This is a genomic window from Bradyrhizobium sp. AZCC 1577 (genome assembly GCF_036924575.1).
Taxonomy (GTDB): domain Bacteria; phylum Pseudomonadota; class Alphaproteobacteria; order Rhizobiales; family Xanthobacteraceae; genus Bradyrhizobium.
On sequence record NZ_JAZHRQ010000001.1, the window covers coordinates 6,075,309 to 6,098,632 of the forward strand.

The 23,324-nt window shown below is 62.8% G+C and carries 20 protein-coding genes and 1 pseudogene; 9 read left to right on the forward strand and 12 right to left on the reverse strand.

What is annotated here, in order from left to right:
• Window positions 1-57 precede the first annotated feature (57 nt).
• Both V1278_RS28860 and V1278_RS28865 read right to left on the reverse strand, forming a co-directional pair.
• On the reverse strand, window positions 58-1,605 hold the full coding sequence (locus V1278_RS28860; protein WP_334383035.1) for an acyl-CoA synthetase: 1,548 nt from the start codon (window positions 1,603-1,605) through the stop codon (window positions 58-60).
• Between the two features lie 132 nt (window positions 1,606-1,737).
• The gene (locus V1278_RS28865) at window positions 1,738-2,550 is read right to left on the reverse strand and encodes a crotonase/enoyl-CoA hydratase family protein (protein ID WP_334383036.1); all 813 of its coding nucleotides are present in this window, start codon (window positions 2,548-2,550) and stop codon (window positions 1,738-1,740) included.
• Between the two features lie 92 nt (window positions 2,551-2,642).
• Between V1278_RS28865 and V1278_RS28870 the strand changes: the two genes are divergently transcribed.
• The gene (locus V1278_RS28870) at window positions 2,643-3,515 is read left to right on the forward strand and encodes an SDR family oxidoreductase (RefSeq protein WP_334367787.1); all 873 of its coding nucleotides are present in this window, start codon (window positions 2,643-2,645) and stop codon (window positions 3,513-3,515) included.
• A gap of 121 nt (window positions 3,516-3,636) precedes the next feature.
• Here V1278_RS28870 and V1278_RS28875 read toward each other — a convergent pair whose 3' ends face one another.
• A complete protein-coding gene (locus tag V1278_RS28875) occupies window positions 3,637-4,881 on the reverse strand; it encodes an IS4 family transposase (protein WP_334368994.1) in 1,245 nt (414 codons plus the stop codon).
• Between the two features lie 358 nt (window positions 4,882-5,239).
• On the opposite strand from V1278_RS28875, the pseudogene V1278_RS28880 reads away from it, so the two are divergent.
• Window positions 5,240-6,784 (forward strand): annotated as a pseudogene (locus V1278_RS28880) (fatty acid--CoA ligase).
• A gap of 172 nt (window positions 6,785-6,956) precedes the next feature.
• Here V1278_RS28880 and V1278_RS28885 read toward each other — a convergent pair.
• Together V1278_RS28885 and V1278_RS28890 are read right to left on the reverse strand one after the other, a co-directional pair.
• A complete protein-coding gene (locus tag V1278_RS28885) occupies window positions 6,957-7,433 on the reverse strand; it encodes a GFA family protein (protein WP_334383037.1) in 477 nt (158 codons plus the stop codon).
• Window positions 7,434-7,456: 23 nt separating this feature from the next.
• Window positions 7,457-8,731, reverse strand: a complete 1,275-nt coding sequence (locus V1278_RS28890; RefSeq protein WP_334383038.1) for an acyl-CoA dehydrogenase family protein — start codon at window positions 8,729-8,731, stop codon at window positions 7,457-7,459.
• 221 nt (window positions 8,732-8,952) lie between these two features.
• Here V1278_RS28890 and V1278_RS28895 point away from each other — a divergent pair, with 221 nt between their 5' ends.
• The gene (locus V1278_RS28895; protein WP_028350950.1) at window positions 8,953-9,732 is read left to right on the forward strand and encodes an enoyl-CoA hydratase-related protein; all 780 of its coding nucleotides are present in this window, start codon (window positions 8,953-8,955) and stop codon (window positions 9,730-9,732) included.
• 140 nt (window positions 9,733-9,872) lie between these two features.
• On the opposite strand, the gene V1278_RS28900 is transcribed toward V1278_RS28895, so the two are convergent.
• The 3 genes from V1278_RS28900 to V1278_RS28910 are packed head-to-tail and all read right to left on the reverse strand — an operon-like array spanning window position 9,873 to window position 12,029.
• On the reverse strand, window positions 9,873-10,253 hold the full coding sequence (locus V1278_RS28900; RefSeq protein WP_334383039.1) for a DUF6285 domain-containing protein: 381 nt from the start codon (window positions 10,251-10,253) through the stop codon (window positions 9,873-9,875).
• Between the two features lies 1 nt (window position 10,254).
• The gene (locus V1278_RS28905) at window positions 10,255-11,241 is read right to left on the reverse strand and encodes a phosphotransferase family protein (RefSeq protein WP_334383040.1); all 987 of its coding nucleotides are present in this window, start codon (window positions 11,239-11,241) and stop codon (window positions 10,255-10,257) included.
• Entirely contained in the window at window positions 11,238-12,029 is a 792-nt protein-coding gene (locus tag V1278_RS28910; RefSeq protein ID WP_334383041.1) for an enoyl-CoA hydratase/isomerase, read from the reverse strand. Before V1278_RS28910 ends, V1278_RS28905 begins: the two co-directional genes overlap by 4 nt.
• A gap of 161 nt (window positions 12,030-12,190) precedes the next feature.
• On the opposite strand from V1278_RS28910, the gene V1278_RS28915 reads away from it, so the two are divergent.
• The gene (locus V1278_RS28915; RefSeq protein WP_334383042.1) at window positions 12,191-12,970 is read left to right on the forward strand and encodes an SDR family NAD(P)-dependent oxidoreductase; all 780 of its coding nucleotides are present in this window, start codon (window positions 12,191-12,193) and stop codon (window positions 12,968-12,970) included.
• A gap of 298 nt (window positions 12,971-13,268) precedes the next feature.
• Here the strand turns inward: V1278_RS28915 and htpX are convergent, their stop codons facing one another.
• On the reverse strand, window positions 13,269-14,204 hold the full coding sequence (htpX, locus tag V1278_RS28920) for a zinc metalloprotease HtpX (RefSeq protein WP_334376576.1): 936 nt from the start codon (window positions 14,202-14,204) through the stop codon (window positions 13,269-13,271).
• Between the two features lie 317 nt (window positions 14,205-14,521).
• Here htpX and V1278_RS28925 point away from each other — a divergent pair, with 317 nt between their 5' ends.
• The 4 genes from V1278_RS28925 (at window position 14,522) to V1278_RS28940 (ending at window position 18,525) form a co-directional block, all read left to right on the forward strand.
• The gene (locus V1278_RS28925) at window positions 14,522-14,902 is read left to right on the forward strand and encodes a VOC family protein (protein WP_334367777.1); all 381 of its coding nucleotides are present in this window, start codon (window positions 14,522-14,524) and stop codon (window positions 14,900-14,902) included.
• 85 nt (window positions 14,903-14,987) lie between these two features.
• Window positions 14,988-16,322, forward strand: coding sequence for an amidohydrolase (locus V1278_RS28930; protein WP_334383043.1), 1,335 nt, complete (start codon window positions 14,988-14,990; stop codon window positions 16,320-16,322).
• 176 nt (window positions 16,323-16,498) lie between these two features.
• Window positions 16,499-17,773: an acyl-CoA dehydrogenase family protein gene (locus V1278_RS28935; protein ID WP_334383044.1), complete on the forward strand. Its 1,275-nt coding sequence runs from the start codon at window positions 16,499-16,501 to the stop codon at window positions 17,771-17,773.
• Window positions 17,774-17,904: 131 nt separating this feature from the next.
• Entirely contained in the window at window positions 17,905-18,525 is a 621-nt protein-coding gene (locus V1278_RS28940; protein ID WP_334367774.1) for a flavin reductase family protein, read from the forward strand.
• Here V1278_RS28940 and V1278_RS28945 read toward each other — a convergent pair.
• Entirely contained in the window at window positions 18,522-19,274 is a 753-nt protein-coding gene (locus V1278_RS28945; protein ID WP_334383045.1) for an alpha/beta fold hydrolase, read from the reverse strand. The genes V1278_RS28940 and V1278_RS28945 overlap by 4 nt on opposite strands.
• Window positions 19,275-19,289: 15 nt before the next feature.
• Window positions 19,290-20,183 (reverse strand): glutathione-dependent disulfide-bond oxidoreductase, encoded by an 894-nt coding sequence (yghU, locus tag V1278_RS28950; RefSeq protein ID WP_334383046.1) that lies wholly within the window; start codon window positions 20,181-20,183, stop codon window positions 19,290-19,292.
• Window positions 20,184-20,423: 240 nt separating this feature from the next.
• Between yghU and V1278_RS28955 the strand changes: the two genes are divergently transcribed.
• Complete coding sequence (locus V1278_RS28955) at window positions 20,424-21,593, forward strand: aminotransferase class V-fold PLP-dependent enzyme (RefSeq protein ID WP_334383047.1); 1,170 nt, start codon at window positions 20,424-20,426, stop codon at window positions 21,591-21,593.
• Window positions 21,594-21,665: 72 nt separating this feature from the next.
• On the opposite strand, the gene V1278_RS28960 is transcribed toward V1278_RS28955, so the two are convergent.
• Entirely contained in the window at window positions 21,666-23,324 is a 1,659-nt protein-coding gene (locus V1278_RS28960; protein WP_334383048.1) for a flavin-containing monooxygenase, read from the reverse strand.

Consider the following 23,324-nt stretch of genomic DNA (forward strand, 5'->3'; position numbering starts at 1 on the left):
ACACCGGGGTATCCCGGACGCAGCGGAGCCCCCTTCGCGCTGGCACGGCGGCGCCGGCTAAATCCTCCGCCCTGCCCGCTCCCAATAGGGATCGCGCAGGCGGCGCTTGAAGATCTTGCCGGAATCTTCCCGCGGCAGGTTGGACTGGATTTCGATGTGCTTTGGCACCTTGTAGTCGGCCAGCGCGACCTTGAGCTGGTTGCGGATGGAAGTCGGATCTAGCGTCACCGCCGGCTGCGGCTCCACCACAGCCATCAGCGCCTCGCCGAATTCGGCGTCGGGAATGCCGAACACCGCGCAATCGTGCACGCCGGGAATCGCATGCAGCGCAGCCTCGATCTCGGCCGGATAGATATTGACGCCGCCTGAAATCACCATGTCGCGCTTGCGGTCGCAGATGAAGACATAGCCGTCCGCGTCGATATAGCCGACATCGCCCGAGGTGATGAAACCGTCGCGATCGATCTCGGCGCGTTTTTCCGGCTTGTTGTGGTAGGTGAAATCAGGATTGCCTGCGATGCGCGAGTAGATTTCGCCGATCTCGCCCTGCGGCAGTTCCCTGCCGTCGTCGCCGATGAAGCGCAATTCCGCACCCGGCGCGATCTTGCCGACGGTGCCGGGCTTCTTCAACGCGTCCTCGGAAGTCGCAAACGTAACCGCACCTGACTCGGTCGAGCCGTAGAATTCGTGGATGATCGGCCCCCACCATTCGATCATCGCGCGCTTGACGTCCGCCGGACAGGGCGCGGCAGCATGGATGACATGGCGCAAGGACGACATGTCATACTTCCTGCGCACTTCCTCGGGCAGCTTCATCAGCCGGATGAACATGGTCGGCACCATGAAGATGGTGTCGATCTTCTCGGTCGTGACCACGCGTAAAAATTGTTCCGCGTCGAAGCGCGGCATGATCACCAGGGCGCCGCCGAGACAGCCGGCGCGCAGGCCGAACGAGTTCGGCGCGGAATGATACAGCGGCCCTGGAAGCAATGCGCGGGCACCCGGCTTGAGGCCGTAGATCAGCGCGCGCATGCGCTCGGCGTTGGCGCTTTGCTCCGGCGTCGGCGCAAAGCGGCGCACGCCCTTGGGATGGCCCGTCGTGCCGGAGGTGTAGATCATGTTCTGCGGCTGCGGCACCGCCGGGCCTTCATAGCGCTGGTGTTGGTTCAGCCAGGATTCGTAATCGATCGCGAAGTCGGGCGTCGTCAGACGATCCGGATTGATCTTGTAGTTGGCAAGAATCTCCGGCGGGGTCGGCACGCTGAGCGCCGTGACGCCTTGCGGGATCGCCTCGCGTAGCTGATGCAGCATGTCGGCATGCGCGACCAGCACGGATGTGCCCGAATCCTTCAGCACATAGTTGATCTCTTCCGGCTTGAAGTGCCAGTTGACCGGCACGCCATAGGCGCCGAGCCGCATCGCGGCATAAGCCGCTTCGATGAAGGTGATGTCGTTGCGCATCAGCATGGCGACGCTGCCGCCTTGTTTGACGCCGAGCCTTTGCAGCCCGCTGGCGATGCGCTCGGTCCGTTCGGCGACTTCGCCGTGGTCGCGCCGGCGCTCGCCGCTGATGATGCCGAGGAAGAGTTGGGAGTTTTCGGTCATCGTCTTGTTCTTTTTCTTGTGAGTATCTCTCAGTTCGTCATGGCCGGGCTTGACCCGGCCATCCACGTGCTTGCCTGCAGCCAGAAAGAACGTGGATCACCGGGCTTGTCCCGGTGATGACGGAGTGCCGCGCTACGCGTCCGCAAACCGCGGCGCGCGCTTTTCCATATTGGCGCGCACGGCTTCGGTCTGGTTGGGGCTGCCGAGCAGCTTCTGCTGCTCGACGGATTCGGCCAGCAGCGCCGGAGCCGGATCGACGGAGAGCTTGTTCAGCATACGCTTGGCGGCACGGATCGCGTCGGGACTTTTGCCGGCGATTTCGCGTGCGACCTCGAAAGCTGCCGTGCGCGGATCGTCGCAGATCCGCGTCGCGAGACCATAACTCATGGCCTCCTGCGCGGAGAAGATGCGGCCGGTATAGGTGAGTTCGCGCAAAATATCGTCGCGGACGAGGCTTGCGAGAATGGGCGTGCCGGCCATGTCGGGCACCAGGCCCCATTTGATTTCCATGATCGACATCCGCGCGTCTGGCGTGAGGAATCGCATGTCGGCCCCGAGCGCGAGTTGGAAGCCGCCGCCGAACGCCACGCCCTGGATCGCGGCGATCACCGGCACCGGAAGCTGGCGCCAGCCCCAGACCGCAGCTTGCGGAAAGTTCGCGATGCCATGGGTGCGTGCAGTGAGGTCGCGCTTCTCGCCGCCGGCGATCCCGTTACCGCCGCTTTCCTTCATGGCCTGAAAGCGTCCCATATCGAGACCGGCGCAAAACGCCCGCCCCTCCCCGGACAATACTACCACCCGGAGGCCCTTTTCATTGGCCAGCCGCTCGGTAGTGGCCACCAGTGCCTCAAACATCGCGGCATCGAGCGCATTCATCTTGTCGGCACGCACCAACCGGACATCGGCAATGCCGTCCGAAATCGAGATCGAGACGCGCTGCTCCATGAAAAAATCTCCTCAGTTGCTGCTTTACAGAACGGTGTTGTCCGGTTTTAGTCAATCGACCAATTAACAGACAATCCCCTTGGGTGGAAACGATGTTCAACGATCAGCTTCTCGCCGGGCGACGCATTCTCGTGACCGGAGGCGGCACCGGCCTCGGCAAATCCATGGCCGCGCGGTTCCTCCAACTGGGAGCCGAGGTCCACATCTGCGGCCGCCGCAAGATCGTCTGCGACGAGACCGCAACCGAATTGATGGATCTGCATGGCGGGCGCGTGGTCAGCCACGGCGTCGACATTCGCAATGCCATGGCCGTCGACGAAATGATCGAACAGATCTGGACGTCGGGCCCCCTCACCGATCTCATCAACAATGCCGCCGGCAATTTTATCTCGCGCTCGGAAGAGCTCTCGCCGCGCGGCTTTGACGCGGTCGCCAATATCGTGATGCATGGCACGTTTTATGTGACGCACGCGGTCGGTCGGCGCTGGATCGCCGCCAAACAACGCGGCAACGTGGTGTCGATCACGGTGACCTGGGTGCGCAACGGCTCGCCCTATGTGGTGCCGTCGGCGATGAGCAAGTCGGCGATCCACGCCATGACGATGTCGCTCGCGGTCGAATGGGGCAAGTACGGCATCCGACTCAACACCATTGCGCCCGGCGAAATCCCGACCGAAGGCATGAGCAAGCGCATCAAGCCGGGCGACGAGGCCGGCGCGCGCACGCGGGCGCAGAACCCGATGGGCCGCGTCGGCACCATGGAGGAATTGCAGAACCTCGCGGTATTCCTGATCTCCGGCGGTTGCGACTGGATCAACGGCGAGACCATTGCCATGGACGGCGCGCAGGCGCTCGCGATGGGCGGCAATTTCTATCAGTTGCGCGACTGGAGCGACGACGACTGGAGCAAGGCGCGCGACTCGATCAAGGCGCAGAACGAGAAGGACCGCGCCGCGCGGGGGTAGTTGTCGTCCCTGCGAAAGCAGGGACCCATAACCACCAGCGCCAGTTGTTACGAAGGCAACCAGCCGCATCGTCCTTCCGATAGGCCGCGGCGTATGGGCCCCTGCGTTCGCACTAGGGCATCTACACGCTTGCCGGGCCATATACGAGGAGTTGGAAGCGAGCCATTCCCATGTGGAAGGTGATTGGTCCAGGTGGGCGATGAGAGGCGTAACCGGTCCATCCGCCGAGCTTTGCGATGATCCATGCCGCCCAGGCGACAGTGTTGGGGCGATGGTGGTTCTTCTGGAGCTCGGTGCGGCCTTTCAGGGTTTTGTTGATGGCCTTGAGCGCTTCGATCTCGTCCGGCGTGAACACAAATTCGACCTGCAATTGTTCGCCGCCATTGCGGGCTTGAACGAGCTGGATGACGATACATGCTACTCTGGTGGCGATCGCCACGAGTTTGATCAGGCCTTCAGCACTGTCGAGCTGACTATCCTCGATGCGCAGACCCTGGCTCTTCAGCGAGCGAAAGAGCTGTTCGATGATCCAGCGCTGCTTGTACCAGGAGACGATCCGCCAGGCATCGGCGGCGGTGACGACCGGATGAGTGGTCAGGAGCAACCAATGAATGGGCTTGGCGCTCTTCGGGGGGTGCAACTCGACGACCTCCACGAAGCTGACTTTGACGCCCTGTGGCAGGTCTTTCACGCCGGGGCGCTGCGGTCGTTTGAGCACAACGGTTCCGAGGCGCATGGAGAGGTGGGCCTGGCGACCGTGGCGATCCATTCGCTTTGGTAGATCGATCACCGCCTTGTCGCAGAAGCGGGCCCGCGCGACCGCCTGATAAAGCGTGCCGCCATCGACCAGCGCATGGTCGTGCATGGCGCGCGACAGGAGGTGGACATTGTCAGCGGGTGTCAGCGACCAGTGAGCAAAGAAATCCCCCTCGCGGTCGTTGACGACGGTGATCATACGAGCAGCGACCAGAACCTCGCAGCCTTGCTTAGCCGTCGTCACCCAGCGCGCCGATTCCTTGTCGGCCAAGGCGCGCTTCTCGTGAGCGATCCTGGCCTTGCGCTTGCGCGTCCACACCTCACCGCCGGTGAGCCCGAGACAGACCCCGCTATCGGCATCGACCGCCATCATGGCATGCAGCAGCACGCCGCGAGCATTGCCTTTGCCGACCTTGCCCAAGTCGCGCCGATGTCCCGGACGAGTGTGGAAGTTGATCTCGCTGGTGTCCTGGATCGACAGCACATGACGCCCGCTGACCGCCATCGACGTCTGCAGGCTCCAGCCTTCAATCAGCTTGTCGATCGTGACTTGCGGATTGTTCACAAACCGCCAGAACGCCATGTTCGCGGCCCAGTTGCCCTGCGCCATCTGGCGCAAACAGACACTGCGCGTGCAAAGCATAGCCCGGAGAAGCGCCGCCCCCTTTTATCGAGGCGAACGTCTCCAAACTTACCCAGGGACAAATCCGGTTCCTGCTGCATCTCTGGCGCTCCTTCGAATCAAAGCGCCAGAGAGAGAATCATACAAAACGCTGCGGCGAACGCACATCATGCCGCCCCGAGTCAATCTGTCGCGTCCCCAAGACGTGTAGATGCCCTAGTGCGTTCGCAGGGACGACTGAGCCGTATTGTCTTTGTCGCGCGATACCGCCAAACTCCGCGCAACGATAACAAGACGATACGGGAGAGACATGTCCGCTTCGCAGCAATTGACGACCCTCGTCGACATGGTGCGCGAACGCGCCAGAACGCGCGGCGACGCGATCGCCTATGAGTTCGAGGGACGCCAGATCAGCTTCGCCGAGTTCGACATCAAGACCAACCGCGTGGCGAATGCGCTGATTGCGATGGGCGTCAAGCCGGGCGAGCGGATCGCCTACCTCGGCAAGAACAGTGACATCTATTTCGAACTGCTGATGGGCGCGATGAAGGCCAAGGTGGTGATGGCGCCGGTGAACTGGCGGCTCGCCGGTCCCGAGATCGCCTTCATCGTCGGCGACTGCAAGGCGCCGGTGCTGTTCGCAGGACCCGAGTTCATCACGCAGGTTCGCAACATCAAGGCGCAACTGCCCGACGTGCGCCACGTGATCACCACCGAGGGCGGCGCGCCGGAATGGCAGGATTTTACGGCCTGGCGCGACGCCGCCAGCGGCGACGATCGGAACGTGGCGATCAGCCCGAAGGATATCGCGATCCAGCTCTATACCTCGGGCACCACGGGCAAGCCCAAGGGCGCGATGCTGTCGCACGCCAACTTCCTCAATCTGGTGCACGCCGGCAGCGAGGCCGAGAAGCCCGAATGGAACAAATGGTCGAGCGACGACGTCTCGCTGGTGGCGATGCCGGTTTTCCACATCGGCGGCTCCGGCTGGGGCGTGATGGGGCTGTATCACGGCGCCAAGGGCGTGATCGCCCGCGAGTTCGATCCGACCAAGGTGCTGGACTTCTTCGAGCAGTCCGGCGTTACAAAACTGTTCATGGTACCTGCCGCGATGCAGTTCGTGGTACGGCAACCGCGGGCGCGGCAGGTGGATTTTTCGCGCCTGAAATACATGCTCTACGGCGCATCGCCGATTCCTGCTGCGTTGCTCAAAGAGTGCATCGAGGTGTTCAAGTGCGGCTTCGTGCAGTTGTATGGGATGACCGAGACGACAGGCACCATCGTCGCCCTTCCGCCCGAGGATCATGTCGAGGGGCTGGAGCGCATGCGCTCCGCCGGCAAGGCGCTGCCCGGCATCGAGCTTGCGATCCTCGATCCCGACGGCAACCAGTTGCCGCCGCGCTAGGTCGGCGAGATTGCGACCCGCTCCGGCTCCAACATGGTCGGCTACTGGAACCTGCCGGAGGCCACCGCCAGGACTCTCGGCAGCGACGGCTGGCTGCGCACCGGCGATGCCGGCTACATGGACGAGGACGGCTACCTCTACATCCACGACCGCATCAGGGACATGATCATCTCCGGCGGCGAGAACATCTACCCGGCCGAAGTCGAGAGCGCTATCTGCGATCATCCTGATGTCGCCGAAGCCGCAGTGATCGGCATCCCCGACGACAAATGGGGCGAAGCGGTGAAGGCGATCGTAGTGATGAAGCCGGGCAAGCAGGCGAATGCCACCGACATCATCAATTTTACGCGCGAACGCATTGCGGGATTCAAGACACCGAAATCGGTCGACTTCATGGAAGCGCTGCCGCGCAATCCGTCGGGGAAAATCTTGCGGCGGAATCTGCGTGAGCCGTATTGGGCGGGCAAGGACCGGCTGGTGAATTGATCCGTGATCTATCAACGATGTCGTCCCTGCGAACGCAGGGACCCATACGCCGTGCGATCGCTGATACGAGAGGTGCCAGTTTCCTTCGCTTGACGGCCGTGACTCAAACTGCACCCTGTGGTTATGGGTCCCCGCGTTCGCGGGGACGACGACTTGTGGGCATAGCAACCGCTCACTTCTTCGCTGCCGCTCTTTCGCGCAACGCGCGCCGGCGTTCCTTGGCTTCGTCCGACCAGACCTCGTTGACATCGTAGAACTCGGCTACCGCTTTCGCGCCCGGCGGCAGCGTCACCCAGGGCTGCTTGGTGGAGGTGAAGATGTGAACGTCCGGCGGGCACTGCGACGGATCATCCATGGTACCAACGCGGACAAAACGCACCGCAGGCCCGGAGCCCGGATAGTTGCTCCAGACCGCGACCTTGCACACCGGGCAGCGCGCGATGCGCTGGCCCTTGCCGCTGGCCGACGGCGTGTCGATGATCTCGGGCTCGGCGGCGAGATGCTCTACCCTATCGGCCTCGTACATAGCATTGAGCGCGTGCACGGTGCCGGTCTCGCGCTGGCACCAGGTGCAATGGCAGGCATGCACGATCATAGGCCTGCCGTTCAGGCGGTAGCGGACATGCCGGCATGTGCATCCACCTTCCATGATCTTCTCCTTGGCTTTGCTCCTCAGTGCTTCCCCGCCCCCATATAGCCGAACAGGAATCCCGCCACCTTGCGCTTCTGGATTTCCTCGCTGCCTTCGGTGATGCGGTAGCGGCGGTGGTGGCGGTAGATGTGTTCGAATGGCTTGTGGCGCGAATAGCCCATGCCGCCATGTACCTGCATCGCGCGGTCGGCGGCCTCGCAGCACAGGCGGTTTGCCCAGTAGTTGCACATCGACACGCGATCGGACAGGGTGTGCTCGACCTGCGCCTGTGTGAGCTGGTCCATCTCCCACGCGGTCTTGCGGATCAATAACCTGAGCATTTCGGCCTGCGTCGCCAGCTCCACCAGCGGCCATTGGATCGCCTGGTTTTCGGCCAACGCCTTACCGAACGGCTTTCGCTCGCGCGCATACTTGACGCTCTCATTGATGCAGTAGACAGCCGCGCCCAGCGAGCTCGCCGCCTGCCGGATCCGGTTCTCGTGCACAAAACATTGCGCCAGCGACAGTCCGCGGCCGATCTCGCCGAACAGTGCATCCTCAGGGACAAACACATCCGTGAAGCTGACGCGCGGATGGTCCGTTGGCATGTTGAAGGTCCACATATACTCCTCGACCTTCACGCCCTTGCTCTTGGCCGGCACCAGGAAGCACGTGATGCCGCGCGCGTCGCCGTCAATGCCTGATGTCCGGGCGAACAGCGCACAATGGGTCGCGACATGCATGCCGGTCGTCCACATCTTCTGGCCGTTGATGATCCAGCCCTTGACGTTGTCACGCGTCGCCTGCACCGCCCTGGTTTCCATATGCGTCGCGTCGGAACCGTGATCAGGCTCGGTGAGGCCGAAGGTGATGCGGTATTTTCCGGTGATCGAGCCTTCGATCATCGCCTTCTGCTCGTCGGTGCCGTAGCGGTCGAGCATGGTCACGAGCGGCAGGTTGCCGACGATCGAATGCTCGTTCTGCAGATCATTGTGCAGACCAAGGCCCTTTGAGGCGAAATGCTCGCGGATGACGGCCATCCAGAGGTTGGACCCGTCCTTGCCGCCATAGCGCTTCGGGATCGCGAAGCGCAAATGGCCGGCGGCGTCGGCGAGGTTCTTGGCCTTGCGCAGCAGCGCTTCCCATTCATGCCGAGGCAAGCCGCCGTTTTCGAAATCGGTACGCGCCCATTCGCGACGATGATCGAAGAAGCGGATGTTGTCGTCGGCCTCCTCCAGCGGCTTGATCTCGCGCGCGATGAAGCGATCGAGTTCGTCGAGATAGGCCGTGAGGTCGGCAGGCAGGTTGAAATCCAAGGCGGTCTCCCGGGAGTATTGTTTGTTTTGATTTGCGTTTAGGCGCTGCGTAGCGCTCCTGCTCGAACGGAATAGAGTGAGAAGACCAGGCCCAAGTCAAGCAACGGAGCAGGCCTTGGCACGCGCGGGGGCCTTGCGTAATTGGATGGTTTCGGACGACTGGCTGGCGCTATGATCGCGGCCAATATTCTTCGCCGCAGAAAATCGAAACGGGAGCAAACATGGACCTGAAATTCTCCAAGGTGACACGCAAGGGGCCGATCACGATCATCACGCTGTCGCGGCCGGAAGTGTACAATGCGTTGCATATCGACGCGCATTTCGAGCTGAACAAGGTGTTCGACGATTTTTCCGCGGACCCTGCGCAATGGGTGGCGATCGTCACCGGCGCCGGCGATAAGGCGTTCTGCGCCGGCAACGACCTGAAATGGCAGGCGGCCGGCGGAAAGCGCGGCTGGGACAAGGGCGGTTTCGCCGGCCTCACCTCGCGCTTTGACTGCGACAAGCCGATCATCGCCGCCGTCAACGGCGTCGCGATGGGCGGCGGTTTCGAGATCGCGCTGGCCTGCGACCTCATCATTGCCTCGGAGAATGCGACCTTCGCGCTGCCCGAACCGCGCGTCGGCCTCGCTGCGCTTGCCGGCGGCGTGCACCGGCTGCCGCGGCAGATCGGGCTGAAGCGCGCCATGGGCATGATCCTCACCGCGCGCCACGTCTCGGCGAAAGAAGGCCTCGAACTCGGCTTCGTCAACGAGGTGGTTCCGGCCGGTGAAGCACTCGCCGCGGCGGAGCGCTGGGCGGAGACGATCTGCAAGAACTCGCCGATGTCGATCCGTGCCTCCAAGCAGGCCATTCAGCGCGGCCTCGAAGTGTCGCTGGAACAGGCGATCGCCGAGCAGCGCGAGTATCCGGCCGTGAAGGCGATGGCGGCCTCGCAGGATTACATCGAAGGACCGAAGGCGTTTGCCGAGAAGCGTCCGCCGAAATGGCTGGGGCGGTAGCAATTGACTCGCCATCGTCGTCCCTGCGAAAGCAGGGACCCATACTGCGTGATCTCTCTTGGCGGCGCGGTGGCAGAGACCGTTCGTCATCACGAATGCCTGTGGTTATGGGTCCCTGCGTTCGCAGGGACGACGCCGAACTAGCCACCCTTGCCCTCAAGCTCCCTTTTGTATGACGCGTAATTCGGTTGATCGACGGCCAGCTTGTCCATCGTGGTCCGCCAGAGATGTTCTGCCAATCCCGGTGTCTGCAGATCGACCTCTCCGTTCGCTATCTTCTCGCAGAGCGCCCGATTGAGATCTATCAACGCGCCATCCATGCCGAGCAACTGCTTCAACCGCGCGACTTCGGCGGCATCGCTGCCCTGCTCCAGCGCCAATTGCCGCGTCACCAGGTCGAGCGCGTTGATGCCGACGCGGAGCTTGAAGGCGTTGTGGCCCTTGACGGCGGGCGCAATCTCGTTGCGGAGGAAATCCGCGACCGCCTTGATCAGTTCGGTGGGGGTCGGTTCGTCTTGCATCCTACTTTCCTCGCGGCGCGAGTAGCCGTAGCAGATCGATCTCCGTCTCTGAGGAACGCCGACCGATCATGGCGCGTTCCATCGAATGGTCGGGGCCTTGCCGGAAACGCTGCATCATGCCGCAGCACATGATGCCCCAGCGCAGCGTGCCCATCACTTCCCAGAACATGACACGATCAGGATCGACCGTGCGGCCGGCTTCCTCGTATCCGGCGAACAATTCCTCGCGCGTCCCAAAGCCACCGACCGGCTTGTCGATCTCGCCGAAGCGCCAGGAGTTGACGCAGATCCACCCCAAGTCTTCCATCGGATCGCCGACATGCGCGAGCTCCCAGTCCAGCACCGCACGGACGCCGTCGGGGCCGATGATCAGGTTGCCGTGGCGGAAGTCGCCATGCACCAGCGTCACCTCCTGCGACGGTCCGGGGTCGCGCTCGCGCAGCCAGCGCAGCGCGAGTTCGAACACCGGCCGCGGCCAGTCGAAGCTGCCGTATTCCCGCTCGAGGTCGGCGATCTCCTTGGTCGCGCTCATCTCGCGCAACTTCGGCAGTTTCGCCGACGGCAAGCCGTGAATGCCGGCGATCACGCGGCCCAACTGCCGCGCCAGGATCGGCCGCGCCTTGGCGAACTGCTCATCGCGCAGAATCTTCCGCGCGATGGTCTCGCCCTCGATCCGCTGCATGATGAAGCCGCGGCCGAGTTCGTCCGCCGGCTTCAGCACATGCATTACGCGCGGTGAAGGCAGGCCGGCGTCATGTGCCAATTGCATCAGTGTCGCCTCGGCATCGAGGCCGGCGGCCCGCCCCGGCGACGCGCCATAGCCCGGCGGCGCGCGGCGCAGGATGGCGCCAACATTGCCGCCCGGATGCACGATATCGAATGTCCAGGTCTCCTGACTGGCGCCGCCGGAGAGCTTGGCGGCGCCAGTCGCGCCAGTGGCTCCCGGATACCAGGACGCGACGCAGCGCCCAAGTTGCTCCTCGATCATTTGCCCCTGAACTTGGCAGGGCGCTTTTCGAGGAAGGCAGCAACGCCTTCCTTGAAATCATCAGCCGCGCCGGCGATGCGTTGCGATTCGAATTCGAGGTTGAGCTGCTCCTCGAAGGAATTTTCCGGGCTGTCCCAGTAGAGCTTTCGGATCAGCGACAGCGCAATGGTCGGGCCATTGGCGAGCTCATGCGCGAGCTTCATCGCCTCCTCCATCAAGTCAGCATCGTCATGGACGCGGTTGACGAGGCCCCATTCCAGCGCCTTCTCTGCCGGCAACCGTTCGCCCATCAGCGACAATTCCACCGAGCGCGCCTTGCCGATCAAGCGCGGCAACAGCCAGGTCGAGCCGCAGTCCGGCACCAGGCCGATGCGGCGGAACGCCTGCAGGAAATAGGACGAGCGGGCGCAGAGGATCATGTCGCCCATCAGCGCAAAGCTCATGCCGGCGCCCGCGGCAGGACCGTTGACGGCCGTGACGATCGGGCAATGCAGCCGGCGCAGACGCCGCAGGAACGGGTGAAAGCCGATTTCCAGCGATTGACCGGCGTTGCTCTTGCCGGGCTTCTGGTTGTTGCGGCCCTGCAGATTGGCGCCGGTGCAGAAGGCGCGCCCGGCGCCGGTCAGCACGAGGCAGCGCACCTCCTCTCGCTTCTCCTCGATCGCGTCGAGCGCTTCGCCAAGCCCACCCAGCATGTCCATCGAGACCGCGTTCATGACCTCCTGATGGTCGAGCTTGAGAACGGCGACCGCGCCATCGAAATCGAGCGTGACGTGCTTGAACTGCATTGCTTCCTCTTAACTTGTGTTTACGCGCTATTTCGCTGCGCGGAAGACCGGACGATGTCTCGCCCATATTTGATTTTCTTGGCGGCGTTGTCCATGCTTGCGCCAGAACATCTGCCCGCCGCAGGGCGCAACTCTGTTGCCAAACAAAATGGAAACATCCAATGAGCATCTTTGACCTCACCGGCCGCACGGCGGTCATCACCGGTGGCAATGGCGGCATCGGCCTCGGCATTGCGCAGGCGCTGAACGCCCAAGGCTGCAACGTCTCGATCTGGGGCCGCAATGGCGACAAGAACAAGAGCGCGGCGGAAACCATGTCGGCCGGGCCCGGCAAGGTCCATACGCAGATCTGCGACGTCACCGACCCCGCCTCCGTCAAGACCGCGATGAAGGCGACGCTCGATACGTTCGGCCGCGTCGACGGCTGCTTTGCCAATGCCGGCATCGGCGGCGGCGGACGGCGCGCCTTTATCGACCGCACAGAGGAGGAATGGCGAAAAATGTTCGCGACCAATCTCGACGGCGTCTTCCACGTGTTTCAGGCCGCCGCCCGCCACATGACCGAACGTGCGGAAGCCGGCGACAAATTCGGCCGGCTAGTTGCGACCTCGAGCCTGGCGTCCTTGTTCGGCACCGCGCGCAACGAGCACTACGCCGGCACCAAGGCGGCGCTGAACGCGCTGTGCCGCGCGCTCGCGGTCGAGCTGGCGCGCTACGGCGTCACCGCGAACGCGATCCTGCCCGGCTGGATCAAGAGCGACATGACTTCGGGGCTGATGGCCAACGACAAATTCGTCGCCAACGTCATGCCGCGCATTCCAGTGCGCCGCTTCGGTGAGCCCGCGGATTTCGGCGGCATCGCGGTGTACATCATGAGCAAGGCATCGTCATATCACACGGCGGATTGCTTTGTTATCGATGGCGGGTACACGGCGTTTTGAGGGTGGGTGTGGTGACGTAATGGGCCTCGTGGTTCGAGACGCGCGGCCCTACCAGACTTGTCATGCCCCGCAAAGGCGGGGCATCCAGTACACCGCGGCGTCTCGGCTCAATCACTGCTGTCTCTGGAATACTGGATCCCCGCGTTCGCGGGGATGACAACTGAATATGAGGCGGTGGGCAAAGCGACTTGTCCGCCGTAGCTCAGCGAGCGAAGGCGGAAGCGTGCCCACCATCAAGCAACGCGATCGGTGATGGATGGTGGGCACTGCGCGAAGCGCCTTTGCCCACCCTACACGTCTATCCCCACGGGCCGCGCGAGGTAGAAGTCCGGCCCCATGGGCCGCGGCCCGGATAGTTGGCGCGCGCGTTGGCGGAGAAGGTGCCGCCCTGCGCGCCAAGCTCCGCCGCGAGCTGCTGCAACGCGGCGATGCGGTTCTCGGTCGAGGGGTGCGTCGTGAACAGATTGTCCATGCCCTGACCCGACAACGGGTTGATGATGAACATGTGCGCGGTCGCCGGATTGCGCTCGGCTTCGACATTCGGCACGACATGCGCGGCGTTGGCGATCTTGGCCAGAGCGGACGCAAGCCACATCGGCTGACCGCAAATGCGCGCGCCGAGATCGTCGGCGGCGTATTCGCGGGTCCGGCTGATCGCCATCTGCACCAGCATGGCGCCGAGCGGAGCCAGGATCATCATGGCAATCGATCCGATGATGCCGGGACCGTTGTCGCGATTGCCGCCAAAGAACATGCCGAACTGGGCCAGCATCGAGACCGCACCGGCAATGGTCGCGGTGATGGTCATCAGCAGCGTATCGTGATTTTTGATGTGTGCCAGCTCGTGCGCGATCACGCCGGCGAGTTCTTCGCGGCTGACCGACTGCACCAGACCCGTGGTCACGGCGACCGCCGCGTTCTGCGGATTGCGGCCGGTGGCGAAGGCGTTGGGCTGCGGCTCGTCCATCAGGAACACGCGCGGCATCGGCAGGCCGGCGCGGCCGGCGAGTTCAGCCACGAGGTTGAAGAGGTCGGGCGCCGTGCGCTGGTCGACCTCATGGGCGCCGTACATCGACAGCACCATACGGTCCGAATTCCAGTAGGCGAAAATATTGGTCGCAGCCGCGATCACGAGCGCGATCGTGGCACCGGTGGCGCCGCCGATCAGATAGCCGACGCCCATGAAGAGGCCGGTCAGACCGGCCAACAGAATGGCAGTCTTAAAATAGCTCATTGTCGTCTCCTTGCCGCCCGCGGCTGAACGCCGGGCTGGCATCCCAAAGGTAGGAACTCCCGTGGCCGCGCTTCAAGATGCCGGGGTGCGTCGAGGCGCCGCGTTTGGCGACAGGAACCAACGCGCCAGCCGAATTAACGATCCGTAATCCGGTGGGATCGTGGCTTTTCGGCTACCCGGAGGGGCTGCTTGTAGAACGCCCGCGCCGCCGTCTACATTGCCCGGTAACGAGCAGCGTGATGAGGCGAGCCGGGAAAGCGAAGTGGCAAGCAATTTGCGTTTGGTCGTCCGGAAAAAACTGGGAGGAAATTGAAGAAATGTTTTCGCATGTGATGATCGGCACCAACGACCTCGACAAAGCCAAGGCGTTCTATGACGCATTGCTCGGCACGCTCGGTGTGCGGCCGGCGCGGGTCGACGGCCACCGCATTTTCTACATCACCAAGACCGGAATATTCTCGGTGACCAAGCCGATCAACGGCCAGCCCGCGACGCCCGCCAATGGCGGCACCATCGGTTTTGCGGCCGACTCGCCCGAACAGGCCGACGCATGGCACGCGGCCGGCATCGCCAATGGCGGAACGACTTGCGAAAATCCGCCGGGCATCCGCGAGGGCAGCGCGGGCAAACTCTATCTCGCTTATTTGCGCGATCTCGACGGCAACAAGATCTGCGCGATGCACCGGATGCCGGCGTAAACGAAGACTGTAGGGTGGGTTTAGCCGAAGGGGTAACCCACCCTACGCAGCACGGGTTGCGGCACAATCGAAGGAACGTCAGGCCATGAAGCGATCTGCCATCTCATTGGCTGCGTCCGCCGCGCTATTCGCAACCATCACGCTGCCCGCTCACGCCGAGCTCGATGTCGCCACCCTGCAGAAGGCGATCGAAGCCTCGCTCGCAAGCGACTATCCGAAGCTCGACGCGCTCTACAAGGAAATCCACGCCCATCCTGAGCTTGCGTTTCAGGAAGTGAAGACCGCCGCCAGGCTTGCCGCGGAAATGCGCGCGCTCGGCTTCGAGGTCACCGAGAATGTCGGCAAGACCGGATTGGTCGCCATCTACAAAAATGGTGACGGACCCACCATCATGGTGCGCACCGAGCTCGACGCCCTGCCGATGGAGGAGAAGACCGGCCTCGACTATGCGAGCCGCGACAAGGCCAACTGGAGCGGACGGGAGGTGTTCGTCGCCCATAGCTGCGGCCACGACATCCACATGGCGAGCTGGGTCGGGACGGCGAAGACGCTGCTTGGCCTGAAAGAGCATTGGCGCGGCACGCTGATGTTCATCGCCCAACCGGCGGAAGAAATCGTGGCGGGCGCCAAGGCCATGCTGGCGGATGGCCTGTTCACGCGCTTCCCCAAACCCGATATCGCCCTCGCCCTGCATGCCGGTCCGTTCTCTCATGGCACGGGCTTCTATCGCACAGGAGTAGGCTCGTCCGCCGCCGACGGCCTCGATATAACATTCCACGGCCGCGGCGGTCACGGTTCGGCACCGCACACGACCGTCGACCCCGTCGGGATAGCGGCGCGCTTCATTGTCGAAGTGCAAAGCGTGATCAGCCGTGAAAAAGACCCGACTGAATTCGGTGTCGTGAGCATCGGCGCCATTCACGGTGGCACCGCTCCAAATATCATCCCCGACTCGGTGCGGCTCTCCGGCACCATTCGCTCCTACAAGCCCGAGGTTCGCGCCAAACTACATGCCGGGATCGAACGAACGGCAAAGGCGGCCGCGGCGATGTCGGACGCTCCCGCTCCCGACATCAGGATCGTCGAGGGCACCAAGCCCGTCATGAACGATCCGGATGTGGTCGCGGCCACCGCTGACGTGCTGAAGGCGGCATTCGGCGATAAGTTCAAGCTTTCGCCGCCGGGGACCGCAAGCGAGGATTTCTCCGAATTCGCCGGCGCAGGCGTGCCATCGATGATGTTCAACATCGGCGTCTATGACCAGGAGCGTATCGATGCAGCACGCAACGGCGGGCCACCGATACCGTCCAATCATTCGCCGCTGTTCGCGCCGGTGCCGAGGCCGACCATCGAAACCGGCGTCACCGCGATGACGCTCGCCGTGCTGAGCGCGTTCGATCAGAAGGCCCGGCGCAAATGAGAGGGACACGAAGGTAACTTATGGGGGGACCATCCTGGGGGGACCATCCGGCTTCCCATGAGACGGAAAATCGTCTCCCGTTGCCCGCGCTTGTACAAGCCATCTCCTCCCGTCTACATTGCCGGCCAATGAGCCGAGCGCGCCCGCGATCTTTGCGCAAATGGGAGAAACAATCCATGAAACACGCCTACATCCCGCGGACGACGACCTACAATCTCAACCCGGGCGAAGAACTCAACGATTTGCGCATGTCGGACGAGGTTCGTCCGCTGTACGAGCACGTCAAAAAATTCATCCGCGAGACCGTCGATCCGATGTCGGTCGAGTTCATGCGGCTCGGCGAGGGCAAGAAGGACCGCTGGAGCTTTACGCCGGAGCAACTGGCGGTGCTGCAGAAGGCCAAGGACAAGGCCAAGGAAGAAGGCCTGTGGAATTTCTTTCTGCCTGATGCCGAGACCGGCAAAGGCCTGAAGAATCTCGACTACGCCTATATCGCGGTTGAACTGGCGAAGAATCCGCTGGCGTCGGAGACCATGAACTGCTCGGCGCCCGACACCGGCAACATGGAAGTGCTGGAGCGCGTCGGCACCAAAGAGCAGAAGGAGAAGTGGCTGAAGCCGCTGCTGGCAGGCGAAATCCGCTCGGCCTACGCGATGACCGAACCCAACGTTGCCTCCTCCGACGCCAAGAATATTTCCACCACGGCAAAACTCGTCGGCGACGAATGGGTAATCAACGGCGAGAAGTATTACATCTCCGGCGCCGGCGATCCGCGCTGCAAGATCATGATCGTGATGGTGAAGACCAATCCCGATGGGCCGCCAAGCAAGCAGCAGTCGCAGATCCTGGTGCCGATCGACACCCCCGGCGTCGAGATTTTGGGCCCGATGCACGTGTTCGGCCACGACCACGCGCCGCGCGGCCACATGCATCTGCGCTTCAACAATTGCCGGGTACCGAAGGAGAACATCTTGCTCGGCGAAGGCCGCGGCTTTGAAATCTCGCAGGTGCGCCTCGGGCCCGGGCGCATCCATCACTGCATGCGCACGATCGGCAAGGCGGAAAAGGCGCTCGACCTGATGGTTTCGCGCGGGCTCACCCGCGAAGCCTTCGGCAAGAAGATCGCCCATCTCGGCGGAAACTTGCAGATCATTGCCCAGGCGCGCTGCGAAATCGAGGCGATGCGCCTGATGGTGCTGAAAGCCGCCAAGGCGATGGACGTGCTCGGCAACAAGGAGGCGCGGATCTGGGTCAGCATGGTCAAGGCCATGGTGCCGGAGCGCACCTGCAGGATCATCGACCAGGCGATCCAGATGCACGGCGCGACCGGCATTTCGCAGTGGAGCCCGCTCGGCGAGATGTACCAGGACGTCCGCCACCTCCGCTTCGCCGACGGTCCGGACGAGGTGCACTGGATGGTGGTCGGAAGGCATGAACTGAGCATGCCGTAGGTTGATTTCGATGCAACCGTCATTGCGAGGAGCAAAGCGACGAAGCAATCCATTCCTCAGCTTGTGACGCGATGGATTGCTTCTCTTCGCTCGCAATGACGGAAGTAGGCTCACCCCACCGCGAGTTCCCCATGCAATACGCCCCCAGCGACCTCAAACCCCGCGAGCGCTACAAGGTGCTCACCTCCTTCGTGCTGCCGCGGCCGATCGCCTGGGTGACGACGATCGGTTCGGCCGGCGTGGTCAACGCGGCGCCGTTCAGCTTCTTCAACGTGTTCTGCGAGGATCCGCCGCTCTGCATGTTTGCCGCCAATCTGCGGCCCGACGGCCGCGTCAAGGATACCGTAATCAACATCCGTCGAACGGCCGAGTTCGTCGTCAACATGACCGACGAGCCGTTGGCGCGGGCAATGCATGAAAGCAGCGGCGACTTTCCGCCCGAGGTCGGCGAGCCGGACTATCTCGATCTCAAACTGGCGCCCTCGACCAAAATCGCCGTACCGCGGCTGGCCGATGCGCCGTTTGCGATGGAGTGCAAGACCTGGAAGGAGATCGACGTCAACGGCGACCGGCTGTTGGTGATGGGCGAAGGCATCCACTTCCACATCCGCGACGAATTGTGGGACCACGCCGCGATGCGCGTGCATATGGAGCGCTATCACCCGATCGGCCGCATGTTCGCGGATCGTTACTGCCGGACCGACGACCGCGTGGTGTTTCCGCCGGCGGAAGGGGCGAAGGCAGCGGTCTAATTTGGCCTATGCGCGCGCAGGAATGACCGGATCTGCCGCACCGCGAGCGGCACCCGCTCTTTCGGCTCCTTCCACGGAAACAGGCTGACTTCCGCGTTCGGCGCCAACAGCGCGCTCTCCATCGCAACCGCATAAGGATGCGCCGGGATGTCGTCGGGCAGGATCAGCACCGGCGTCTGACAGCTTCGCACAAAATCGCGCGTGACCGTGAAGACGAAATCCGGATCGGTGCGATACATTCGGGTCAGGAATTTCTCGGCCTGCTCCATCGTGATATCGTCCCGGCGTTTTGTCAGTTCCGGCGCCCAGCCGGTCATGTTGTTATTGTAAAACAGGTCGCGCATCTCAGGGCGCGAGCCCGAAGGCATCGCCAGCACGCCCGCCACAACGCGGTCCGGTGCGCGCTTGATGAGATTCCAGATCAAGGGACCGCCGATGCAGAAGCCCAGCACCATGAATTTGTCGAATCCGAGATGATCCATCAGCGCGAGCTGGTCGTCGGTGTGGGAATCCCAGGGACGATCGATCTCAAGCGGGCCTGACGACTGACCGGGTGGCGCGTTGCGCAGGTCGTAGGCGATACAACGATATTCGTTGCCGAGCTCCTTGATGGCATTGAAGGGCGGATAGTCGCCGGTAATGCCGGAGATGTTAGAATTCAATCCGCCGCCGGCGATCAATAGCAGCGGAAAGCCGGAGCCGGCTTCCTCGTAGTTGATGCGAACCGGACCTTTTTCGAAGAAGCTCATCGCGTTCCCCTCGCCTCACCCCTTTGCCGGCTCGCCGATCTTGTCCTGCGTCTTGGTATCGAAATCACTCGCGTCATGCCGCTCGTGCAACTGGCTTGCCGGATCGCCGGAGATGCGGTTGACCATGCGCCCGCGCTTCACCGCCGGGCGCTTGGCGATCGCGTCGGTCCAGCGCTGCACGTTCTTGTATTCGTGCACCGAGAGGAATTCGCCGGCGCCGTAGACCAGACCCTTGGCCAGTGCGCCGTACCACGGCCAGGTCGCCATGTCGGCGATCGTGTATTCGCTCCCTGCGAGATATTCATTATCGGCCAAACGCCGATCGAGCACGTCGAGCTGGCGCTTCACCTCCATGGCGTAGCGGTCGATGGCGTATTCGATCTTGGTCGGCGCGTAGGCGTAAAAATGGCCAAAGCCGCCGCCGAGAAACGGCGCGCTGCCCATCTGCCAGAACAGCCACGACAGGCATTCGGCCCGCGCCGGCCCGCTGGCCGGCAAAAACGCACCGAACTTTTCGGCGAGATGCATCAGGATCGCACCGGACTCAAACACCCGGATCGGCGTCGGTCCGCTGCGATCCATCAGTGCGGGGATCTTCGAATTCGGATTGACAGCGACAAAGCCGCTGCCGAACTGGTTGCCGTCGATCTTGACCAGCCAGGCATCGTACTCCGCACCGCTGTGGCCAGCCGCAAGCAGCTCCTCGAACATCACGGTGACCTTGACGCCGTTGGGAGTAGCCAGCGAGTAGAGCTGGAACGGATGGCGGCCAACCGGCAGCTCCGCCTCATGCGTAGGGCCTGCGATCGGGCGATTGATCGCGGCGAACCGGCCGCCGCTTTCCTTGTTCCAGGTCCAGACTTTCGGCGGCACGTATTCGGCGGGATCGTTAACGGGGGCGTCGGTCATTGGTTTGGCTCCAGGCTGATTCGAGCCGTCTCGCGATTGCGTGATCTGTCGCGCGGCGGCCGCCGCAATCCATGTAAGATTTCGTATCAGCACTGCAACCAAACAAAAAGCGCGCAAAACTCAGGGGAGGAATGCGCTATGTTGCGAAAGCAGGTGTAGGGCAATCGGAGCAATGCTCCTGTGGCTGGCGTAGCCGAGATCGGCCATAATGGATGTGCCGCCAGCAAAGAGACCATCCAAATGCTCCCATCACAGCGCGCCCTGTTCGAGATACCGCGCCAGATCTGCTACCTGAATGCCGCCTCCTACAGCCCGCTGCCGATTCGAACGCTGGAGGCCGGCCGCGCCGCGGTTCTCCGCAAGGGCATGCCGTGGACGATCGAGGCCTCCTTCGCCAACCAACAGCATGAACGCGCGCGCCTTGCTGCCGCCCGGCTGATCAATGCCGAGGCCGCGGATATCGCGCTGATTCCCTCGGTCAGTTACGGCGTCGCGACCGCCGCGAAGATGCTGCCGATCGCCCGCGGCACGCGCGTGATCGTGCTGCAGAACGACCACTCCTCGCCGGTGCTCGAATGGCATACGCGGGCCGAGGCAGAAGGGTTCGCCGTCGAGACGGTTCGGCAACCCGACGATGGCGATTGGACGTCGGCGGTGCTTGCCGCGATCGAACGATCCGGCGCACCACCGGTCAGCCTGGCCTCAATCTCATCCGTGCACTGGTCGGATGGTGGGTTGATCGACGTCGACAAGGTCGGCACGGCACTCCGGCAACGAGGCGCTGCCTTTCTCGTCGATGCGACGCAAGGCACTGGCGTGCTAACGACCGACGTGAAGCGTCTCGACCCGGATTTTGTGATCTTCCCGACCTACAAATGGCTGCTCGGACCCTACGGCCGCGCCTTTCTCTATGTTGCAAAACGCCATCAAGGCGGTATCCCGCTCGAGCAGACCGCCTCTGGCCGTCGCAACGTGCGCGCCGAGAACGCGGTCTATTTCACGGATGTCAGTTACGTTGGCGATGCGCGGCGCTTCGACATGGGCGAGCGCGATCATTTCATCTCGATGGAGATGGCCTCGATCGGCATGGAGATGATAGTCGAATGGGGAGCGCCGGCTATCGTGCAGCGTCTCACGATGTTGACGGAGCGGATCGCGCAAGCCGTGCGCAGCATCGGCGTCCACGTTCCCGAACCTCATCTGCGGGCGCCGCATATAGTGAGCCTCGCCTTCAAGGGCGGAATGCCGGCGGGCCTCGTCGAAGGACTGGCAAGCGAAGGCGTCTATGTCGCAACGCGGCTGGGGCGCATGCGTGTGTCGCCGCACGTCTATAATGACGAAGCCGATGCCGACCGGTTTGTTGAGGTGTTAACGCGGCGGCTGCGGAGTCCGTCATTGCGAGGAGCGTAGCGACGAAGCAATCCATTCTTCTTTCTTTGCGTGGTAAGGTGGATTGCTTCGCTGCGCTCGCAATGACGGCGTTTACGAGGCCGCCAGCTTGCGCGGCGCCTCTGCCCGCTCCATCACAAACCCTTGATAGCCCTTGGCGGCGACGTCGTTGCAGATCTGCCGGTACGGCCCGACGCCGCCGATATAGGGCATGAAGATGCGCGGCTTGCCGGGGACGTTGGCCCCCATGTACCAGGAATTGGCCTGCGGATAGAGCGTGGTGTAGGCGACCTCGTTGACATGGGCGACCCATTTGTCCTCGGCTTCGGTGGCGGCCTCCATCGTGTCGAGCCCGCGATCGCGCATGTAAGCAAGACAGTCGATGATCCAGTCGACATGCTGCTCGATCGACACGATCATGTTGGACAGCACCGACGGGCTGCCGGGGCCGGTGACGATAAAGAGGTTGGGAAAGCCTGCGCTCATCAGGCCGAGATAGGTGCGCGGGCCCGCGGCCCATTTCTGGTTCAGCGTCTGCCCGTCGCAGCCCTTGATATCGATCTTCGCCACCGATCCCGTCATCGCGTCAAAACCGGTCGCCAACACCAGAGCGTCGACTTCGTAGTTTTTGCCGGCCACGCGCACGGCGTTTTCGGTGATCTCTTCGATCGGATTCGACTTGATGTCGACCAGCGTCACGTTTGGGCGGTTGAAGGTCGCGAAATAATCGGTGTCGATGCAAATGCGTTTTGAGCCGATCGGATGGTTGTTCGGCTGCAATAGTTTTGCCGTTTCCGGGTCCTTGACGATACCTGCGATCTTCTCGCGGACGAAATTCGCAGCGGTGTCATTGGCAGTCTTGTCGAGCGCAAGATTGTTGTAGACCGACATGAAGGTAAGCCCGCCGTGATTCCAGCGCGCCTCGTACTTCGCACGGCGCTCGTTGTCGCCGTCATCGAGCGCGCCGCGGTCGGGCATCTCGGTATAGATGCCGTTCTTCGCGACCTCGCGCGCGAAGCGCCGGATCTCGGGATAGTTGGCGCGGAATTTCTGCCGCTCCTGTTCCGTCAGCGGCGCATTGCGGGCGGGAATCGAGAAATTTGCGGTGCGTTGAAATACCGTCAGATGGCTGGCCTGTTCGGCGATGACCGGCACCGACTGAATCCCCGACGATCCCGTGCCGATGACGCCGATGCGTTGGCCGGTGAAATTGACTTCCTCATGCGGCCAGTGGCCGGTGTGGTAGACCTTGCCCGTGAACCGATCGAGACCTTTGATGTCGGGCATCCGCGCGTTCGACAGGCAGCCGGTGGCGAGCACGACGAATTTTGCTGACACCGTTTTGCCGTCCGAAGTCGTTACCGACCAGAGGGAGGTCGCCTCGTCGAACTCGGCACGATCGACACGGGTGTCGAACTGGATGTCCCTTCGCAGATCGAAGCGGTCGGCGACGTGGTTGGCGTATTTCAAAATCTCCGGCTGCGGTGCATAGCGCTCGCTCCAGTCCCACTCCTGCTGCAGCTCTTCCGAGAACGAATAGGAATACTGCATGCTCTCGACGTCGCAGCGCGCGCCGGGATAGCGGTTCCAGTACCAGGTGCCGCCGACGCCCGAGCCCTGCTCGTAGACCCGCGCCGTCATCCCCTGCCCGCGCAACCGGTGAAGCATATACATGCCGGCGAAGCCCGCGCCGACCACGACGACGTCGTAGGCCTCGGGCAATTTGGCGGCGGCGGATGGCATGGCGGACAT